Consider the following 16,231-nt stretch of genomic DNA (forward strand, 5'->3'; position numbering starts at 1 on the left):
TCGATCGCGCAGGTCGCGAAAGATCTGGGGCTCCGGCTAACAGCGACGAAACGTCGGATGTGCTGTTTGACGACCAAAGTGGTTTGTTGGGTGCGGTCAATGTTCTCGAGGGATCAACTCTCGGCGCGCGCGTTTTGAGATCCCGAGCCACCGCGCTTGGAATGATCGATGGTTTCGGCGCACGGCACCTAGCGGTCATGATGCGCGACATGTCGTGCTGGCAGACCTTTCTTCGTCAACTGGACGATGTTGAAGACTTCGACATCGAATGCGCCGCCCAGGCCGCGAATGCTGTCTTCGATTTCGCCTTGTGATGCGTCGAGACAGGCGGGCTACCGTCTCCTGACTTCAAAGCGAGCGCCGATTAGCCATCCATTACACGCCGAACCTTCTCGGCTAGCTGCTCCAGACTGAAGGGCTTTTGAAGCAGGTGAGTTCCGGCGTTCAGTATACCGTTGTGAACGACGGCGTTTCGGGTGTAGCCGGTTGTATAAAGGACCTTCAGTTCCCCCAACTTCTCCGACGCAAGGGTGGCGAGTTCACGGCCCGTCATCTCAGGCATCACAATATCTGTAAAAAGGAGGGCGGGCTTCAGGCCTTCTCCCAACAAGGCGAGTGCTGCCGCGCCGCTAGCGGCTTCCGCCACCGAATAACCGAGTTCACGCAGCGCCTCGACGGAGAAATTGCGCACCCGCTCGTCATCCTCCACCACCAATATGAGTTCGCCACGGACGCCGCGCGCAGGGTCAGCATTCTGCGGCGATATCTCTCTGGTTTCTGTCTCGCCGTAATGACGGGGTAGGTACAGTTTTACGGTGGTTCCGTGGCCTGGCTCGGAATAGATCTTCACGTGTCCGCCGGACTGGCGCACGAAGCCAAAAACCTGGCTCAGGCCGAGCCCGGACCCCTTGCCGACTTCCTTTGTTGTGAAGAAGGGATCGAAGGCCTTTGCGAGAGTGTCGCCGCTCATTCCCGTGCCGGTGTCGGTGACCGCAATCATCACATATTGGCCCGGCGATATCGTGTGTTCTTGGGCATAGTCCTCGGAGACGAATGTGTTCGCGGTTTCGACGGTGAGCCGGCCGCCGTTCGGCATGGCATCTCGGCCGTTGACCGCGAGATTGAGGACCGCGTTCTCAAGTTGGCTGACATCTGCATTTATGCGCCATAGGCCCGCGGCCAGCACGGTTTCGACCTGAACCTGCTCGCCGAGCGCCCTTGTCAGCAGCTCGCGCATGTCGGCGACCATGCGGTTGGGTTCGATGATTTCGGGCTGGAGTGGCTGACGTCGGGAAAAGGCTAGTAGACGTTGGGTGAGAGCGGCTGCCCGGTTTGCACCGTCCTTGGCGGCGTCAATATAACGGGCGAGATCGGTTTCGCCGCGCGCAAGGCGCCTTTCGAGGAGGTTCATAGCGCCTAAAATGACCGCAAGCATATTGTTGAAGTCGTGCGCGACGCCGCCGGTGAGTTGCCCGACCGCCTCCATCTTTTGCGCCTGTCGCAACTGTGCTTCGGCTTCCAAGAGTTTGACGGTGCGCTCCTGCACTTCCTTTTCAAGCTCTTCCCGCGACCGGGCGAGAACCTCACGCGCGTCGATGATGTCCTGGATGTCCGTGCAGGTACCGAACCAGCGGGTGATTGCGCCGTCCTCACTGCGCACAGGCTGCGCGCGCCCCAGCACCCAGCGGTACTTTCCGCTTCGATGACGGAGCCGATATTCGATGTGATAGGGCTCTCCGGTTTGCAGGCAATGCCGCCAGACGCTCCAGGCGCGGTCCTGATCCTCCGGGTGGAACATTGCGGCCCAGCCCTCGCCATCAGTTGAGCCTGAAGGCACGCCGGTGAAATCGTACCAGCGCTGGTTGTAGTAGTCGTGATATCCGTCTGGGGTCGTAGACCAGATCATCTGGTCGATGGAGTTCGTGATTGCCCGGAAGCGCTCCTCGCTGTCGCGGAGCGCGGCATCCGCATTTTTTCGGTCGGTTATATCGAAGCTGATCCCGGGGAAGCGCAGGGGCGTTCCGTCAGGCGCTAGCGTCGGCCGTCCCTCGGCGATAACCCATTTGTGCGCACCGTCCGCCTGCACGAGACGGTATTCCTGGGAGAAGACACCGCCGCCCTTCAAAGTCGCCGCGAACGCCTTTTCCACATGGGGAAGGTCGTCAGGATGAATGGCGTTGAAGAAATCGGCGATCGGTGCGCCGACGCCGGCCTTTTCGCGCGGAACGCCATAGAGTTTGGCAAAGCGCGCATCGGCGATTACCCGGTCATTAGGTATATCCCAGTCCCAGGTGCCCACCGTATCCGATGCGCCCAGCGCATATTCCAGTCGCTCCTCACTGGCGCGCAGCGCCCGTTCCGCCGACAGGCGCGCTGTTGTCTCGTTGCCCTGGTTGAATATGCCGAGGACCTTGCCGTTCTGTCCGAAAATCGGTGCGAAGCTGTAATCCCAATGGGTCTGTTGTATGCGGCCCCCGCGCTGCATGGGCAGCATCTGATCGGCAACCGAAAACCCCGTGCCGGTTTGCAGAACGGCGAGGAGCTGGGGCTCAATCACATGCCAAATATCGGCCCAGACCTCGCGGGCTGGACGGCCCAGGGCCCATGGATGCTTTTCCCCGGCAATCGGCGCCCAGGCGTCATTGTACAGAAGGCGAAGGTCGTCCCCCCAGTAAAGGGCCGTCGGAAGGGCGGTGTTGAGACACAAACTCAGCACCATGCGCAGTTCCTGCGGCCAGTCTGTTTCCGCGCCGAAGGGCGTCTTCTTCCAGTCGATCTCCTGGATTAGCTGGTTCATCTCGCTGCGTGTGTTGGGAATAAGGGTCATATTGCCGTTTCTCGACGTGTCGCAGGCTTATATGGGAAAGTCCCAACAATTGAAAAGCGCGATAACCCTGTGGAAATCCTAAAAAACGGTCACGCGCTTTGGTCCGCCTGTGCGCGGTAGAAACAGGTCATGCTACGATCGATACCGGAGGGGAGTTGCCGGCTGCTGATTGGAGGCGATCGATCCCGTTAAAAAACGTGGCACACGGTCCGCCCGTTTCGACCGGAAGACGTAAAGCGCGCCATTGAACGGGCCGAGGCCGCCATCCCGCATTAATGCCATCAACGATGCGGCTCCCTTGCGGAAGTCCACCGGTTTGCAAGACACGTAAACCACAACGCCGGAAGCGATCATGCCTTGCGCACCGCGCCGATAATGCCCGCCAACTGATCCGGATCGATATCACCGCGTACCCGCATTACGATATCGCCAACCACAGTCGTGCATCATCGCTCGAAATGGGTGCTGTCATTGTCATTTTTCCGGAAGGCCCGCCCCGGCGGAAGGGGCGGGCCTCACCGATTGCTACTTAGAAGTCCATGCCGGCTCCGGCAGGGAGGCCTGATGTGGCATCCTTCTTGGGCTTCTCGGCGATCATCGCTTCCGTGGTCACCAGCAGGCCGGCAACCGAGGCGGCATCCTGGAGTGCTGTGCGCACGACCTTGGCTGGATCGATGACGCCCTGGGAGTAGAGATCGGCGTACTCGCCAGTTTGAGCGTTCCAGCCGTAGGAGAATTCACTCTTCTCCCGAAGCTTGCCGACGATGACGGAACCTTCGGCTCCAGCATTCTCGGCGATCTGGCGCACCGGCGCTTCGATAGCGCGCCGGACGATCTCGATCCCGACCTTCTGATCCTGGTTTGCCGTCTGGAGATTGTCGAGACCCTTGACGGCGCGAAGCAGCGCGACACCACCGCCCGGCAGGATGCCTTCCTCGACGGCGGCACGCGTTGCATGCAGCGCGTCGTCGACGCGGTCCTTCTTCTCCTTCACCTCGACTTCCGTCGAGCCTCCGACGCGGATGACGGCAACGCCCCCGGCAAGCTTGGCAAGCCGTTCCTGCAGCTTCTCCCGGTCGTAGTCGGAGGTGGTCTCCTCGATCTGCGCCCGGATTTGTGCGACGCGCCTATCAATCTCTGCCTTGGAGCCAACGCCATCGATGATCGTGGTGTTTTCCTTCTCGATCGCCACCTTCTTGGCACGGCCGAGCATGTTGAGTGTCACGTTCTCAAGCTTGATACCGACGTCTTCCGAGATGACGGTGCCGCCCGTCAGGATCGCAATGTCTTCCAGCATGGCCTTGCGGCGGTCGCCGAAGCCCGGAGCCTTGACGGCAGCAATCTTCAGGCCGCCGCGCAGCTTGTTGACGACCAGCGTTGCGAGCGCCTCGCCTTCGACGTCTTCCGCGATGATGAGCAGAGGCTTGCTCGACTGAACGACGGCTTCCAGAACCGGCAGCATCGCCTGAAGGTTCGAGAGCTTCTTTTCGTGGATCAGGATAAAGGCCTCGTCGAGCTCGACGCGCATCTTGTCCTGATTGGTGACGAAGTAGGGCGAAAGGTAGCCGCGGTCGAACTGCATGCCCTCGACGACTTCGAGTTCGGTCTCCGCAGTCTTGGCCTCTTCGACGGTGATGACGCCTTCGTTGCCGACCTTTTCCATCGCCTCTGCCAGATAGCGGCCGATCTCGGAATCACCGTTCGCCGAGATGGTACCGACCTGAGCGATTTCGGAATTGCTGGTGATCTTGCGGGCGTTGGTTTTCAGTTCCTTGACGACGGCGTCAACGGCAAGATCGATGCCGCGCTTCAAGTCCATCGGATTCATGCCGGAAGCGACCGCCTTGGCACCCTCCTTGACGATCGCCTGGGCGAGGACCGTGGCAGTGGTGGTACCGTCGCCGGCCAGATCGTTGGTCTTCGAGGCCACCTCGCGCAGCATTTGGGCGCCCATGTTCTCGAACTTGTCTTCCAGTTCGATTTCCTTGGCAACCGAAACGCCGTCCTTGGTGATGCGCGGCGCGCCGAAGGATTTGTCGATGACGACATTGCGGCCCTTCGGACCGAGCGTGACCTTTACCGCATTGGCAAGAACATCGACCCCACGCAGCATGCGTTCACGGGCATCGGTGTTAAATTTGACTTCTTTGGCAGCCATTTGTCTAACTCCTCAATAGGCAGCTATTTGACTGATAGGTTGATTTGTAAGGAGAGCTCCTCAGGCGGCTTGTCTCTGCTCAGCCTGGGCCTCGATGATGCCCAGAACGTCGCTTTCCTTCATGATCAGCAGTTCTTCACCGTTGGTCTTGATCTCGGTGCCAGACCATTTGCCGAATAGGATGCGATCGCCTGCCTTGACGTCGAGGGCCTGGATCTGGCCCGCCTCGTTGCGAGCACCAGTACCGACGGCGACGACCTCGCCCTCAGAGGGCTTTTCTTTCGCCGTATCGGGAATGATGATGCCGCCTTTGGTCTTCTCCTGGGATTCGACGCGGCGGACGAGAATGCGATCATGAAGCGGTCGGAACGACATGTTTTCCTCCGTTGAGCAAAAATGATGACGTTGAAGACCCAGGCCGGACCGGATGACCAGTCCGGGCGGGTGCGAACCTCATTGAGCGTTCGCGGGCAAGATTTATTTTCGGCATTTTTCGATTTCAAGAGGCTGAAGAAGAAAAACAGCACTCAATGTTGACGGCTGCTAACATGCTGGAAAGGCGCAATAAACAGCATTCTCGCTTTCAGAAAACCATTGATGACTGCAAGATTTTCAGTCACCTTTGCATCGTCATAAAACGGAGATGAAGCATGCACTTCTCATCGGATTTTGAGCGTCAGCTCAACGGTTATGGACTGACCACCGCACATATCCTCTATCGCATTCCCGATTTTGAATCCGTCCTGCAGACCTACGTTTGGCAGGACTACGATCTCGCACCCGATTTTCCGGAGATGCACAGGTTTCTCAATTTCTGGCAGGCGAAGCTAGACGGGCCTCTCCACTCAGTCCGTTATTCCCACCAGCGGCTGATCGGTCCGAAGGAATGGCGGCGTGTCGAGGGCGAGTTCAAGCTCAATTGAACTCTTGAATATGATTTTTCCGCTTCCTAGCTCATCGACCGCCCGAGGCATCGAACTCGGTGTGAGCGCCGATTGCGTATGGAGTAACACCTGCATGGAAGAGAATATCAATATCATCAAGAGTGTTGGGATCGATGAACGCGAAGAGATCATCGTGGACTTTGCCCGGTGGCTTGAGACCGCTTCAAAAGAAGCGCTGGTCTACGAAGAAGGGAAGTTCGCAATGGCGTCCGCCAGTATGGCAGAAGCAATGCGAGTAAATGCCGACGAACTTGCTCGCGATAATCCTGAAAAGACCGAGCGTGTGCTGCAGCAGGCCAGCGCGATGATGGCGCAGTTTAAGGCTGCGTATCCCCATCGGGTTATCAGTCGATCTCTTCACTGAAGGGGCGATGAAGTAGACTTGTCGGCGTGTGGGCAGGGTGCGGCATTTCCCGGGAAAGATGCTAGCGGATGAAGTTGAAAATCATCTGATCTTATAGGGTGCGAAATTTTCGCGCCAGGGATCTTGAATCGAGAATTCTCAAAAACCAAATCGTTTTCCGCCAGTTGCTGGACATAGAGCTGGCGTTTGCTGGAAGCGCCGTCTTTCGGCGCTTCTGCACCCATGTTGCTTCAAGGAGGATATGGCTATGGCAACATCTTACGACTATGCACCGCTGTTCCGTTCGAGCGTTGGCTTCGATCGCGTCTTCAATCTTCTTGAAAACGCCCAGCGCGCCCGCTCGATTAGCGACTGGCCGCCCTATGACATCGTTAAGACAGGTGATGACAGTTACCGGATCTCAATCGCGGTCGCCGGCTTTGCCCAAGACGATCTAGACATCACCTTCCAATCTAACCTGCTGACGGTCGCCGGCAAGAAGCAGGAGGCTTCTGCCGATGCCTACCTGCATCGCGGCATTGCCGGGCGTCCGTTCGAGCACCGGTTCGAGCTGGCCGACCATGTCAGGGTGAACGGCGCGGATCTCGGCAATGGTCTACTGTCAATCGATCTTGTTCATGAAATCCCGGAGGCCCTCAAGCCCAGGAAGATTTCGATCCAGACCACGCCTGCCTTACCGTCAGTCACTCCGGCTCAAATCGAAGCGCAGAAGGCGGCTTGATCAGGCTTGCTTATTGACAGGGCGCCATCCTCGTGGCGCCCATTGGCATTCCGGGTTGGGAAGGAGACAGCGATGAAACCCGACATGTTCAAAGAACCAGTTACCATCCTTGTCGGCTTGGGCTTTCCGGTCGAGGTGCAAAGCGCAACGGATGCGTATCGTTATCTTTGCGAATGGCCAGTGAGGTTGAGGGATAATGCCCATGCGGTCGCCTTGAAGGCTTGCGGCGCGGCACTGCGCGGCGAAATCGAGGCCGAGACAGCCCGCGGCCTGTTCGCGGCATTTGCCGAGAAACATGATTTGATGGCGCCGGACACGAGCGCCATCGCCGCGTCTCGCCTGCGGCGTGATCGGGATCCGCATATCCAGTGAGGAGGTGGCCATACACAGCGAGATAGAACGAGCTGCCCATGATGCAGTGGCAATGGGGCCGTTGGTGCTGGTTCCAGGATTTCGGCTCTGCCGACCGATCGATCTTGTCGGCGCGCCGGCCCTTTCGGTCTATGATCGCAGGGCAATTCTCGCGGCCTTGGGCATCCGACCTCTACGAAGTGGATTCGCAACCGTCGCTGCGGCACCTGCAGGGAACGCCCGGCCCCGTCTCGATCGACGAGGCACAGGCGGCGCTAAGAGTCCTTGATCGCCGCTGTCATTATTGAGCGTAAAGTGTCGGTGCCTTCTCGAAAACCGGAGACGGGCTCGAGCACGACTACAGGCTCCGGAAACATTTTCTGCTATCTTTCTGAAAGATGATGCCGCAGATGGTTTCCACGCAGACTGAGCGCCCAGCCGACCCAGTTCTGCGTGGAAACGTATGGCCCGCCCTGTTTGCAAGTTGTTTTTTGATTTCCCGTGCAGTCTGCTTCAACGTATTCGGTCTTACGGTCAGGCCGTAGCCAAGATGGATATCCGCACGTCCAGAGCCACGATAACCAACACGGTTTCAAAGAACCATTTCCACGCCTGGGCTATCTGAACGCCGATCAACTGTCAGGCCATCTCCATTCCACTCGCAAACATTGTAGGCTGCGCTCTCGGCAGCCATAACTCAGATTACAGCTATACCATAGGTCCGCTCATAGGGCTGTCCTTTGCGCAACACCGCCCAGGCGATCCGCGCGAGCTTGTTTGCCAGAGCCAGGATCGCGACATTGCGCTGGACGCCTCGGGACAACATCGTCTGGAGCCATTGCCCGATTGGCGTATCACTTTGACTGAGCGTGTGCATTGCCGCTCGAGCTCCGTGGATCAGCAAGGTTCTCAGGTAGGTGTTACCGCGCTTTGTTATCCCAAGCAGACGTGCCTTGCCTCCGGTGGTGAACTGTCGTGGCACAAGCCCCAGCCACGCTCCGAGATCTCGGGCATGCTTAAAACTGCCGGCGTCACCAATCGCGGCAACAAGTGCCGTGGCGTTAAGCACGCCAATGCCGGGAATCGATGTCAGGCGGCGCATCGCGCTGTTTTGCCTGGCGAGTGTCAAGAACTCTGCGTTCGCCGCGCCGATCTTCTTATCAAGCATTCGCCATTCGTCCCTCAATTCGATGACCAGGCTGCGGATACGCACAGACAAGACCTCATCAGCTTCGGCAAGGAGACCGTCCAGAGCGCTCTCGAACTTCACGCGGCCTGCGGCGAATATGACACCTCTCTCAAGAAGAACGGCACGCAGCTGATTGATCAAGGTCGTTCGCTCCGCAACCAGCCGTGATCGAACCCGGTGCAGCGTCTGGATATCCAACTGCTCTTGGCTCTTTAGTTCGACAAACCGCATCGTCGGACGAGATGCTGCCTCGGCAATGCCTTCGGCATCTCTGTCATCATTCTTCTGCGCCTTTACTAATCACGAGGTCGTCGTAATGCGGAGGAGCGCGGCCTGATCGGCGGATTTTCGCTGTTTTCCGATCGGCTTGCTTTGCATTATTCGGTGCCGAACCTCTGCGGGTCAATCGACCAACAGAGGACTCGCCAATGCCCTATATCCGTCACGAACTAATTGCCGCACTCAATTCCTCCCTTATCAGTCAGCGATACAGCCCGGTCGTGGTGAGGAATTACTGCACCTACGCATCTGGATTTCTCGATTATCTGGGACAGCGGGGCATCCTGGTCGCAGACGTGATCGACGTGCAGGTAGAGCAATACCTGCGGCACGCGATCGTAAAGTTCGAAAAGGAGCGTGGTCGACGTCCCGGCGCACGCTGGCACGAGGTTCCGCGCTCCGGAATTCATGCGCTGTTGCGACTTGCTCACGGTCAATGGCCGCCAGCAATCGAGCCTATCTGCGCGGCCGATGTGGCCCGATTTGCAGTTTGTGACGAATACGAAATCTGGCTGCGTGAGGAACGCGGGTTGGCTCGCTCCAGCGTCGCAGCGCTGATGTGGGAAGCCCGGAACTTTCTTGCCTGGCAGATCGATTACGGAAGCGGCGGCTTGGCGGGGCTGAGCGTCGTTGACGTAGACCGTTACATGGATCTGCGCGCGCCGAAACTGACGCGCTGCTCGCTGAAGTCTGTCGCAGAGCGGCTTCGCTCGCTGCTGCGATATCTCCACATCACGGGTCGCGTCACAACGGACCTGTCAGGGCATGTGATAGCTCCGACGCTTTATGCATATGAAGGAGTGCCCTCAATCCTGGAGCGAGACCAGATCGCCGCGGTGCTGGAAACCGCGAGGGCGGACAAGACGCCAGCGGGGCTGCGGGACCATGCAATCCTGCAACTCCTTGCAACATATGGGCTACGGTCTGGAGAGATCCGCAATCTGCGGATCGAGGACATCGACTGGCGGACGGAAGCCATCCATGTTCGCCACCACAAGACGCGGGCCAGCACATCGCTGCCCCTGATGGAGCCGGTCGGTGAAGCGTTGCTTGCTTATCTGCGTTCCGGGCGGCCCGTGACGGACGCCAGGGAAATCTTCCTCCGCACGCGCGCGCCCTATCGCAAGCTCGACAAGCTTTACAGCGTGGTTCGCCGGTGGCTCCGTGACGCTGGTGTCCAACCGCCTGGTAAGTGTGGACCCCATATCTTCCGCCATGCGCGCGCTGTTGAGATGTTGCGGGTCGCGGTGCCTCAAAAGGTCATCGGCGACGTGCTGGGGCACCGTTCGACGGGATCGACGGCTCCCTACCTCAAGCTCGCCACCGAGGACCTCAGGGCCATTGCGCTTGACGTGCCGGGAATGGAGGTGCTGGCATGACCGCCCGCTGGCCCGATCCCGACCGCGCGATCATTGACCGCCATGTCGCGATCCTTGATCTGCACAGCATGAAAAGCCGAGCCTGTTATCGGCAGGTCCTGCATGGCTTCCAGGATGTGGCCGAACGTTACGATGCACTCGGTCAGGAAGTGCTGATTGCGTGGCTGCGTAAATCGGCCGAATGCTGGGCAGCGACGACGCGGCTACACCGCACCCGCATCATTGACCGGTTCCTCGAACGCCTGGTGGAAATCGGCGCGATCGAACGCAATCCCGTCACCGCTCTGCGAGATGCGTGCAATATCAAGCAGTGCATGCCCATCTGGCGGGCATTGGCGTCGCGGGATCCGGAACAGGCTCTCGCCGAACTGCGCCAGCCCAGGCCGTTCGGCAGCGTGCTGGGCGAAATGATGGCTGAGCATGTCGCGATGATGCGGCGCAGAGGATACAAATACACTTCGCAGCCCCTGTTGCTCTTGCGGTTCGACCGGTTCCTGCAGCTGCATCCGGGACCGGAGGCCGAACCGCTGAGCGCCATGGTTGATCGATGGGCGGCAACGAATGTCACGCGTCACCAAGTGGAGGAATGCGAAAAGCTCAAACGCGTCTTTGCGAAAATCCTTCGTCACCGCGACCCGTCGATACCTGTGCGGCGACCGGACCCGAGACCGAGGAAGGAGGCGGCCAGGCAATGGCGAAAGGCTCATATCTACTCGCCTGCCGACGTGCGGCGGATGCTCGAGGTTGCCCGCACCTATCCGTCTCCACGGGTGCCGCTTCGGCCGCTGAGCATGTACACAATGCTGCTGCTGGCCTATTGCGCAGGCTTGCGGCGCGGCGAGCTTGCCCGGCTCGATCTTGGTGACGTTGACCTGCGGGACGGTACGGTAACCGTCCGGCAGACCAAGTTCTTCAAGACTCGGATACTGCCGCTTCCCGACAGCGTTGTAGTCGAGCTTCGCGCCTACGTCGATGCACGGCGTCGTGCCGGTGGATCACAGGACGCGCGCTCCGGCTTGTTCTGGCACGAGCGAGGCGACGGTCACTACACGCCGGAAATGATCACGTGGTTGCTCTCTGACGTCATACGTCGCGCTGGGTTGAAGCCATTGCGAGGAAAAGCGGGCCCTCGCGTTCATGACCTGCGCCACTCGATGGTCGTGAACAGAATCCTGGAATGGTACCGGACGGGTGTCAACCCGCAGGATCGCCTGCCGTTCCTCGCGACCTATCTCGGCCATAGGGATATCAACTCTACATTGGTCTACATCACCGTCACGCAGGAGCTGCTGCATTACGCGAATGAGCGGTTCCGGGCAGTTGGCGCACCGTGCCTCAGCATGGGGCAGGAGATGCGGCCATGAGCAAGGTTGACCGGTTCCCGGCCCTGCTGCGCGCGTTCTTCTACGAATGGCTGGTCGAGCAGCGCAACGCATCCATCCATACAGTCCGATCATACCGCGATACCTGGCGGTTGTTGCTCCGGTTCGTCGCCCAGCGTACTGGGAAGAAGGTGGCTATGATCACGCTGGCCGATCTGGCCGCCAGCGAGGTCGCCGCGTTCCTCAGTCACGCCGAACATGACCGTGGCGGTACGATCGGCACGCGCAACTGCCGGCTTGCGGCGATCCGCAGCTTCTTCCACTTCGTGGCCACAAGGGATCCTGGATCGATCGCGCAATGCGTGGAAATCCTCAACATACCGATCAAGCGCGCTCCGGTGTCGGAACCGAGCTATCTGGATCCGGCGGAAGTGACGGCGATCCTCGCTCAGCCAGATCGTTCGACCATTGAGGGCATGCGGGATCATGCGCTGCTCTCGTTCCTCTACAACAGCGGCGCACGAATACAGGAAGCGCTCGACCTTTGCCCAGAAGCAATCCGGTTCGAAAGCCCGAGTTGCGTGCGTTTGACCGGTAAGGGACGGAAGGAACGTATCTGTCCGCTCTGGCCAGAAACCGTGATGTTGCTGCGGAAACTGCTTGAACGGCAACCACGGGCGCCCGACCAGCGGCTGTTCGTCAACCGCTATGGCGAGCCGCTCAGCGCCTCCGGGGTCCGGTTCAAGCTCGCCGCCTACGTGAAGGCGGCGGCCGAAACCATGCCAACGCTGCGTGCCAAGCACGTAACGCCACACGCCTTCCGGCACGCCACCGCCGTGCACCTCATCTCGGCCGGCGTCGACATTACGGTCATCCGAAGCTGGCTCGGTCATGTCAGCCTCGACACGACCAACCACTATGCCAGGGCCAATCTGGAAACGAAGCGGAAAGCCCTGGAAAAGGTCGCCGTTCCAGCCACACCCGGCAGCCAGCCATCCTGGAAGCGCGATGCCAGCGTGCTCGCCTGGCTCGACACACTCTGAAATAATGCGGAGGAACATCGACAAGAACGGCGAAAATCCGCCGATCAGGCCGCGCTCCTCCGCATTACGACGACCTCGTGATTAGTCAAGTTATGCTCACCTCGCCATAACTTCACATAAGGACGGACGTATTCCGGCGACATCAGCCGAACCTCATGACCTCTCACGATAAAGAGCCGGCCAAGATGGTGAGCACCACAGCAGGCCTCCATCGCAATAACGCATGTCGGTAGCTGCTCGACGAATTTTATCAATGTCTGTCGCCGCATCGTTCGCCGGACAACCACAGCGCCGTCGTCATCTACACCAACGACGCTGCAGCTATTCTTTCCGATGTCGATACCGAGTATGGAAATCTGCATGGCTCGGCTCCTTCCCTTCAAAAGAGCGACATCATACTCGATGTCCTCGGAAGGGCGGGCCGTCCCATAACCAATAGTTGGCCGCGTTCAACGTATCCTGTTCAAAAAAATTCAGACCACGATGCTGCGAGACCACTCTCGTCGCAAAAACCGACACGACGAGGTGTGTCATTCCCTAACTACCACTCGATCTGCTGGCCGTCATAAGAATAAAATCCGCTCGATTGTGAAGGGCCAAGTTTCGCAATGACGTCGAGCAGTCTAGCAGCTGCATAGTCCGGTGCCACGCTCTGATGCGCCTTCAAAAATGGTCGTGCCAATTTCGTTGCGACCGTTCCCGGATGGAGGGCCACCACGATCGCTTGAGGATGTGTTCGAGCGATCTCCAGAGCCGCCGTCTTGATGATCGGGTTCTGCGCCGCCTTGGCGGCGCGGTAGGAAATCCATCCGCCCAGGCGGTTGCCGCTAATGGAGCCAACGCGCGCCGACAGGGAGGCAAACACGTTCCGCGTCTTGCGAGGCAGCAGCGAATGAAAGTGCTTTAGCAGAAGCGCTGGCCCGATGGCATTGACGCGGAACTGCGCCATCATCGCATCGGCGCTCAGTGCCTTGATCGTCTTCTCAGGAGAATGGCCGTCGATCAACAGCGCTCCTGTCGCGTTGATGACTAGATCGAACGCGCCATACCTGTCGCCCAGATCGCGAGCTGCCCGTTCGATCAATGAATGCCTCATCATTGAGGTCGAAACCGTCTTCGCTCCGCGAAAGCGTTGCGACGGCATCAGAACCAAGGTCAACCCGCAGACGCGCCGCCAGTGGTTTGCCAATACCGCCAGAGGATCCGATCAAAAGAGCCTTCACTATCCCTCTCCTAATTTAAGAGGAAGATCGCGGCGTTCAGTGACGTCGCATAGACAAGCCAAAGCGCATAGGGTGCGAAACACCAGCGCGCCGATCGGTCCTGGACCCTGATCATAAAAGAAACAACGATTGACAAGAGGCAGACGATCACGGCAAGGCCGAGTCCGATCTGGTGAAACCCGAAGAATACAGGCGTCCAGGTCCAGTTCAAAAGCATCTGCACTATCCACAGCCGGAAGGCGGTGGAATTGAACCCTTCACGGATTGTGACCCGCCAGCCCGCAACGGCGATCAAGACGTAAATAAGCGTCCACGCCGGCGCGAAAAGCCAATTCGGTGGGGTAAACCATGGCTTTGCCAGTGATTGATACCACTCGCCCGGTCGGATCGTCAGGCCGATGGTGAAGCCTGTAGCCAATACCAGCACCAGAAAGATGAGTAGGGCGGTATAACTGCCGTACGATACTTTCATTGCAAATGTCCCTTCGTTTTAGTCACAAAGCCAGCCGTGGACTTCAGCTTTCGTCGTGGTTCGCGATTATGACATTTTTCCCGAACTAAGGTCAGCCAGGAAGCTCTCGGCTTGCTTTCGTATCTCGTGGCGTGTCCGATCGTTCATTCTTGCCCAGGTGGCATAGGGTTGAGCGAGCCGGCGGTTTGATTTCAACTTGGTCTGATTGCGCGCCAAGAAATCCCAATACAGTGCGTTGAAGGGACATGCGCTCCCGCCGATGCGCTGCTTGGGATCGAACCGGCACGTGCTGCAGTAATCCGACATGCGGTTGATGTAATTGCCGCTCGCCGCATAAGGCTTGGTGCCGAGGAAGCCGCCATCGGCAAATTGGCTCATGCCAATGACGTTTGGAAGCTCGACCCATTCATAGGCGTCGGCATAGACCTCGAGATACCATTGATGCACCGCCTTGGGATCGATGCCGGCTAGCAGCGCAAAATTGCCAGTGATCATCAGGCGCTGGATATGATGCGCATAAGCGTTTTCGATGGTCTCGGTGATGACGGTCGCCAGACAGTTCATTTTGGATTTACCAGACCAGTAGAAAGCCGGGAGCGGTCGGGTGTTTTCGAAAAAGTTGCTGTCAACATAGTCGGGTCCCGCGAGCCAATAGATGCCCCGCATATATTCCCGCCAGCCGATGATCTGGCGAATGAAGCCTTCGACGGCGTTGAGCGGCGCATTGCCCTCGAGATAGGCGCGCTCAGCGGCACGGCAGACTGTGAGTGCGTCGAGAAGTCCGATGTTTATGTAGAATGAAAGGAGAGAGTGGTTGAGGTTCGGGTCGTCCTGCAGCATCGCGTCCTGCGTTGCACCGAAGTTCGGCAAAAACTCGGCTACGAACTCCCACAAGACTTGTTCTGCATCGGATCGCCGGACGGCGAAGCCGAAGCGTTCCAGGGTGCCGAAATTTTGCGGAAACAGAAGGGCGACGGTGTCGATCACATGCCTGCTGATATCATCTGGCGCGAACGTCATGTGGGTCGGGCGAAACAGGTCAGGCTTAGCGGGTTGACGGTTCTCAGCATCGAAATTCCACCGTCCGCCGACCGGCTCGTCTCCATTCATCAACAAGCCGGTCTTTCGGCGCACGTCGCGATAGAAAAACTCCATCGTTAGGGCCTTTCGGCCCTCGGCCCACGCCTTGAATTCGTCATGCGATACCAGGAAGCGGCGATCCGGTCGGATATCGACGTCGATGCCGAACCTGGAAGCCCATGTCTCCATGTCGAGGCGCACGCGCCACTCGCCGGCCTCCGTGACGCAGATTGCAGACGGCTTGAGATCGTCGATTGCTCGTTTCACCTCAGCGCCGAAGGAGCCAGCATTTGCTTCGTCGTCGATCCGCGTGTAGCGAACGGGATAGCCACTCGCGCGCAGCTCTTCCGCGAAGTGCCGCATGGCGGAAAAGACAAAGGCGATCTTCTTCTTGTGATGCCCGACATAGGTCGCCTCGGCCATCACCTCGCACATCAGGATCGTATCGTGCTTCTCGTCGACGCCTTCCAGCGACGAGATATTCAAAGAGAGCTGGTCGCCAAGGATAAGAATGAGCTTTGACATTGAGACGTTTTACGCAACTTGGATGACATCGGATTGGCTTCGCTGCAAAAGCTGTAGGAGTGACAACCTCAAATTTAGCGCAGGTCTGCAATGATCAGCCGATAGGAGTTTTCCAATCACGCAACACGCGGCGGAGCGCTCGGAGTTCCACATCAATCATCAAGCCTGGTTTCTCCAAATTCGCTACAATCCTTCCGCTGTTGGTTCCAGACAGAACTGAGCCGGTTAGGCGCATTCGATCCGCGTCTTCTATAGCCAGCGGCCCAGATCGAAGGTGGCTTTGGCCTAAATTTCTTGACTTTGGAGGCCCTTCGCATGGTCGAAATCGCCTATTCTGGATTCGCCGTTCGCGTC

General features: G+C 58.5%; 15 protein-coding genes and 2 pseudogenes. 8 read left to right on the forward strand and 9 right to left on the reverse strand.

Features of this window, described 5'->3' with window-relative positions; translation table 11 throughout:
• Positions 1-59: 59 nt before the first annotated feature.
• Positions 60-314: a hypothetical protein gene (locus tag K0P03_RS20855; RefSeq protein ID WP_130520255.1), complete on the forward strand. Its 255-nt coding sequence runs from the start codon at positions 60-62 to the stop codon at positions 312-314.
• Positions 315-364: 50 nt separating this feature from the next.
• On the opposite strand, the gene K0P03_RS20860 is transcribed toward K0P03_RS20855, so the two are convergent.
• The 4 genes from K0P03_RS20860 to K0P03_RS20870 form a co-directional block, all read right to left on the reverse strand.
• Positions 365-2,827: a PAS domain-containing protein gene (locus K0P03_RS20860; RefSeq protein WP_272790548.1), complete on the reverse strand. Its 2,463-nt coding sequence runs from the start codon at positions 2,825-2,827 to the stop codon at positions 365-367.
• Positions 2,828-2,959: 132 nt separating this feature from the next.
• Positions 2,960-3,181 (reverse strand): IS66 family insertion sequence element accessory protein TnpB, encoded by a 222-nt coding sequence (tnpB, locus tag K0P03_RS35685; protein WP_081870766.1) that lies wholly within the window; start codon positions 3,179-3,181, stop codon positions 2,960-2,962.
• Positions 3,182-3,356: 175 nt separating this feature from the next.
• Positions 3,357-4,985: a chaperonin GroEL gene (gene groL, locus K0P03_RS20865; protein ID WP_024271495.1), complete on the reverse strand. Its 1,629-nt coding sequence runs from the start codon at positions 4,983-4,985 to the stop codon at positions 3,357-3,359.
• Between the two features lie 60 nt (positions 4,986-5,045).
• Entirely contained in the window at positions 5,046-5,360 is a 315-nt protein-coding gene (locus tag K0P03_RS20870) for a co-chaperone GroES (RefSeq protein WP_130520259.1), read from the reverse strand.
• A 275-nt stretch (positions 5,361-5,635) separates the two neighbouring features.
• Between K0P03_RS20870 and K0P03_RS20875 the strand changes: the two genes are divergently transcribed.
• The 4 genes from K0P03_RS20875 (at position 5,636) to K0P03_RS20890 (ending at position 7,386) form a co-directional block, all read left to right on the forward strand.
• Positions 5,636-5,908, forward strand: coding sequence for an usg protein (locus tag K0P03_RS20875; protein ID WP_130520261.1), 273 nt, complete (start codon positions 5,636-5,638; stop codon positions 5,906-5,908).
• Between the two features lie 94 nt (positions 5,909-6,002).
• Entirely contained in the window at positions 6,003-6,293 is a 291-nt protein-coding gene (locus K0P03_RS20880; RefSeq protein ID WP_130520263.1) for a hypothetical protein, read from the forward strand.
• Between the two features lie 247 nt (positions 6,294-6,540).
• The gene (locus K0P03_RS20885) at positions 6,541-7,014 is read left to right on the forward strand and encodes an Hsp20 family protein (protein WP_024271496.1); all 474 of its coding nucleotides are present in this window, start codon (positions 6,541-6,543) and stop codon (positions 7,012-7,014) included.
• A 72-nt stretch (positions 7,015-7,086) separates the two neighbouring features.
• Entirely contained in the window at positions 7,087-7,386 is a 300-nt protein-coding gene (locus tag K0P03_RS20890) for a DUF982 domain-containing protein (RefSeq protein ID WP_130520265.1), read from the forward strand.
• A 676-nt stretch (positions 7,387-8,062) separates the two neighbouring features.
• On the opposite strand, the pseudogene K0P03_RS20900 reads toward K0P03_RS20890, so the two are convergent.
• Positions 8,063-8,851, reverse strand: a pseudogene (locus K0P03_RS20900) (IS110 family transposase); the annotation flags it as partial.
• A 131-nt stretch (positions 8,852-8,982) separates the two neighbouring features.
• Between K0P03_RS20900 and K0P03_RS20905 the strand changes: the two are divergent.
• From K0P03_RS20905 to K0P03_RS20915, 3 genes are read left to right on the forward strand one after another with little or no spacing between them, the layout of a single operon-like run.
• Positions 8,983-10,212, forward strand: a complete 1,230-nt coding sequence (locus tag K0P03_RS20905) for a site-specific integrase (protein WP_269704327.1) — start codon at positions 8,983-8,985, stop codon at positions 10,210-10,212.
• Positions 10,209-11,576 carry a tyrosine-type recombinase/integrase gene (locus K0P03_RS20910; RefSeq protein ID WP_272790526.1) on the forward strand — a complete coding sequence of 456 codons (1,368 nt, stop codon included), beginning with the start codon at positions 10,209-10,211 and terminating at the stop codon, positions 11,574-11,576. Before K0P03_RS20905 ends, K0P03_RS20910 begins: the two co-directional genes overlap by 4 nt.
• Entirely contained in the window at positions 11,573-12,577 is a 1,005-nt protein-coding gene (locus K0P03_RS20915; protein WP_269704331.1) for a site-specific integrase, read from the forward strand. The genes K0P03_RS20910 and K0P03_RS20915 overlap by 4 nt, the downstream gene beginning before the upstream one ends.
• Positions 12,578-12,672: 95 nt before the next feature.
• On the opposite strand, the pseudogene K0P03_RS20920 reads toward K0P03_RS20915, so the two are convergent.
• The 4 genes and pseudogenes from K0P03_RS20920 to phrB all read right to left on the reverse strand — a co-directional run.
• A pseudogene (locus K0P03_RS20920) lies at positions 12,673-12,939 on the reverse strand (IS110 family transposase); the annotation flags it as partial.
• A gap of 179 nt (positions 12,940-13,118) precedes the next feature.
• Positions 13,119-13,661 (reverse strand): SDR family NAD(P)-dependent oxidoreductase, encoded by a 543-nt coding sequence (locus K0P03_RS20925; RefSeq protein WP_336314297.1) that lies wholly within the window; start codon positions 13,659-13,661, stop codon positions 13,119-13,121.
• Between the two features lie 149 nt (positions 13,662-13,810).
• Positions 13,811-14,272: a TspO/MBR family protein gene (locus K0P03_RS20930; RefSeq protein ID WP_023517552.1), complete on the reverse strand. Its 462-nt coding sequence runs from the start codon at positions 14,270-14,272 to the stop codon at positions 13,811-13,813.
• Between the two features lie 66 nt (positions 14,273-14,338).
• Positions 14,339-15,877: a (6-4)DNA photolyase gene (phrB, locus tag K0P03_RS20935; protein WP_272790549.1), complete on the reverse strand. Its 1,539-nt coding sequence runs from the start codon at positions 15,875-15,877 to the stop codon at positions 14,339-14,341.
• Positions 15,878-16,231 lie beyond the last annotated feature (354 nt).

It is taken from the genome of Shinella sp. HY16, from assembly GCF_028534175.1.
Classification (GTDB): domain Bacteria; phylum Pseudomonadota; class Alphaproteobacteria; order Rhizobiales; family Rhizobiaceae; genus Shinella.

Coding starts and splice junctions, on each gene's coding strand:
- K0P03_RS20910 (WP_272790526.1), top strand. CDS start 10,209: ATGACCGCCCGCTGGCCCGATCCCGACCGCGCGATCATTGACCGCCAT.
- K0P03_RS20930 (WP_023517552.1), bottom strand. CDS start 14,272: ATGAAAGTATCGTACGGCAGTTATACCGCCCTACTCATCTTTCTGGTG.
- K0P03_RS20890 (WP_130520265.1), top strand. CDS start 7,087: ATGAAACCCGACATGTTCAAAGAACCAGTTACCATCCTTGTCGGCTTG.
- K0P03_RS20880 (WP_130520263.1), top strand. CDS start 6,003: ATGGAAGAGAATATCAATATCATCAAGAGTGTTGGGATCGATGAACGC.
- tnpB (WP_081870766.1), bottom strand. CDS start 3,181: ATGATCGCTTCCGGCGTTGTGGTTTACGTGTCTTGCAAACCGGTGGAC.
- phrB (WP_272790549.1), bottom strand. CDS start 15,877: ATGTCAAAGCTCATTCTTATCCTTGGCGACCAGCTCTCTTTGAATATC.
- groL (WP_024271495.1), bottom strand. CDS start 4,985: ATGGCTGCCAAAGAAGTCAAATTTAACACCGATGCCCGTGAACGCATG.
- K0P03_RS20915 (WP_269704331.1), top strand. CDS start 11,573: ATGAGCAAGGTTGACCGGTTCCCGGCCCTGCTGCGCGCGTTCTTCTAC.
- K0P03_RS20870 (WP_130520259.1), bottom strand. CDS start 5,360: ATGTCGTTCCGACCGCTTCATGATCGCATTCTCGTCCGCCGCGTCGAA.
- K0P03_RS20875 (WP_130520261.1), top strand. CDS start 5,636: ATGCACTTCTCATCGGATTTTGAGCGTCAGCTCAACGGTTATGGACTG.
- K0P03_RS20905 (WP_269704327.1), top strand. CDS start 8,983: ATGCCCTATATCCGTCACGAACTAATTGCCGCACTCAATTCCTCCCTT.
- K0P03_RS20885 (WP_024271496.1), top strand. CDS start 6,541: ATGGCAACATCTTACGACTATGCACCGCTGTTCCGTTCGAGCGTTGGC.
- K0P03_RS20860 (WP_272790548.1), bottom strand. CDS start 2,827: ATGACCCTTATTCCCAACACACGCAGCGAGATGAACCAGCTAATCCAG.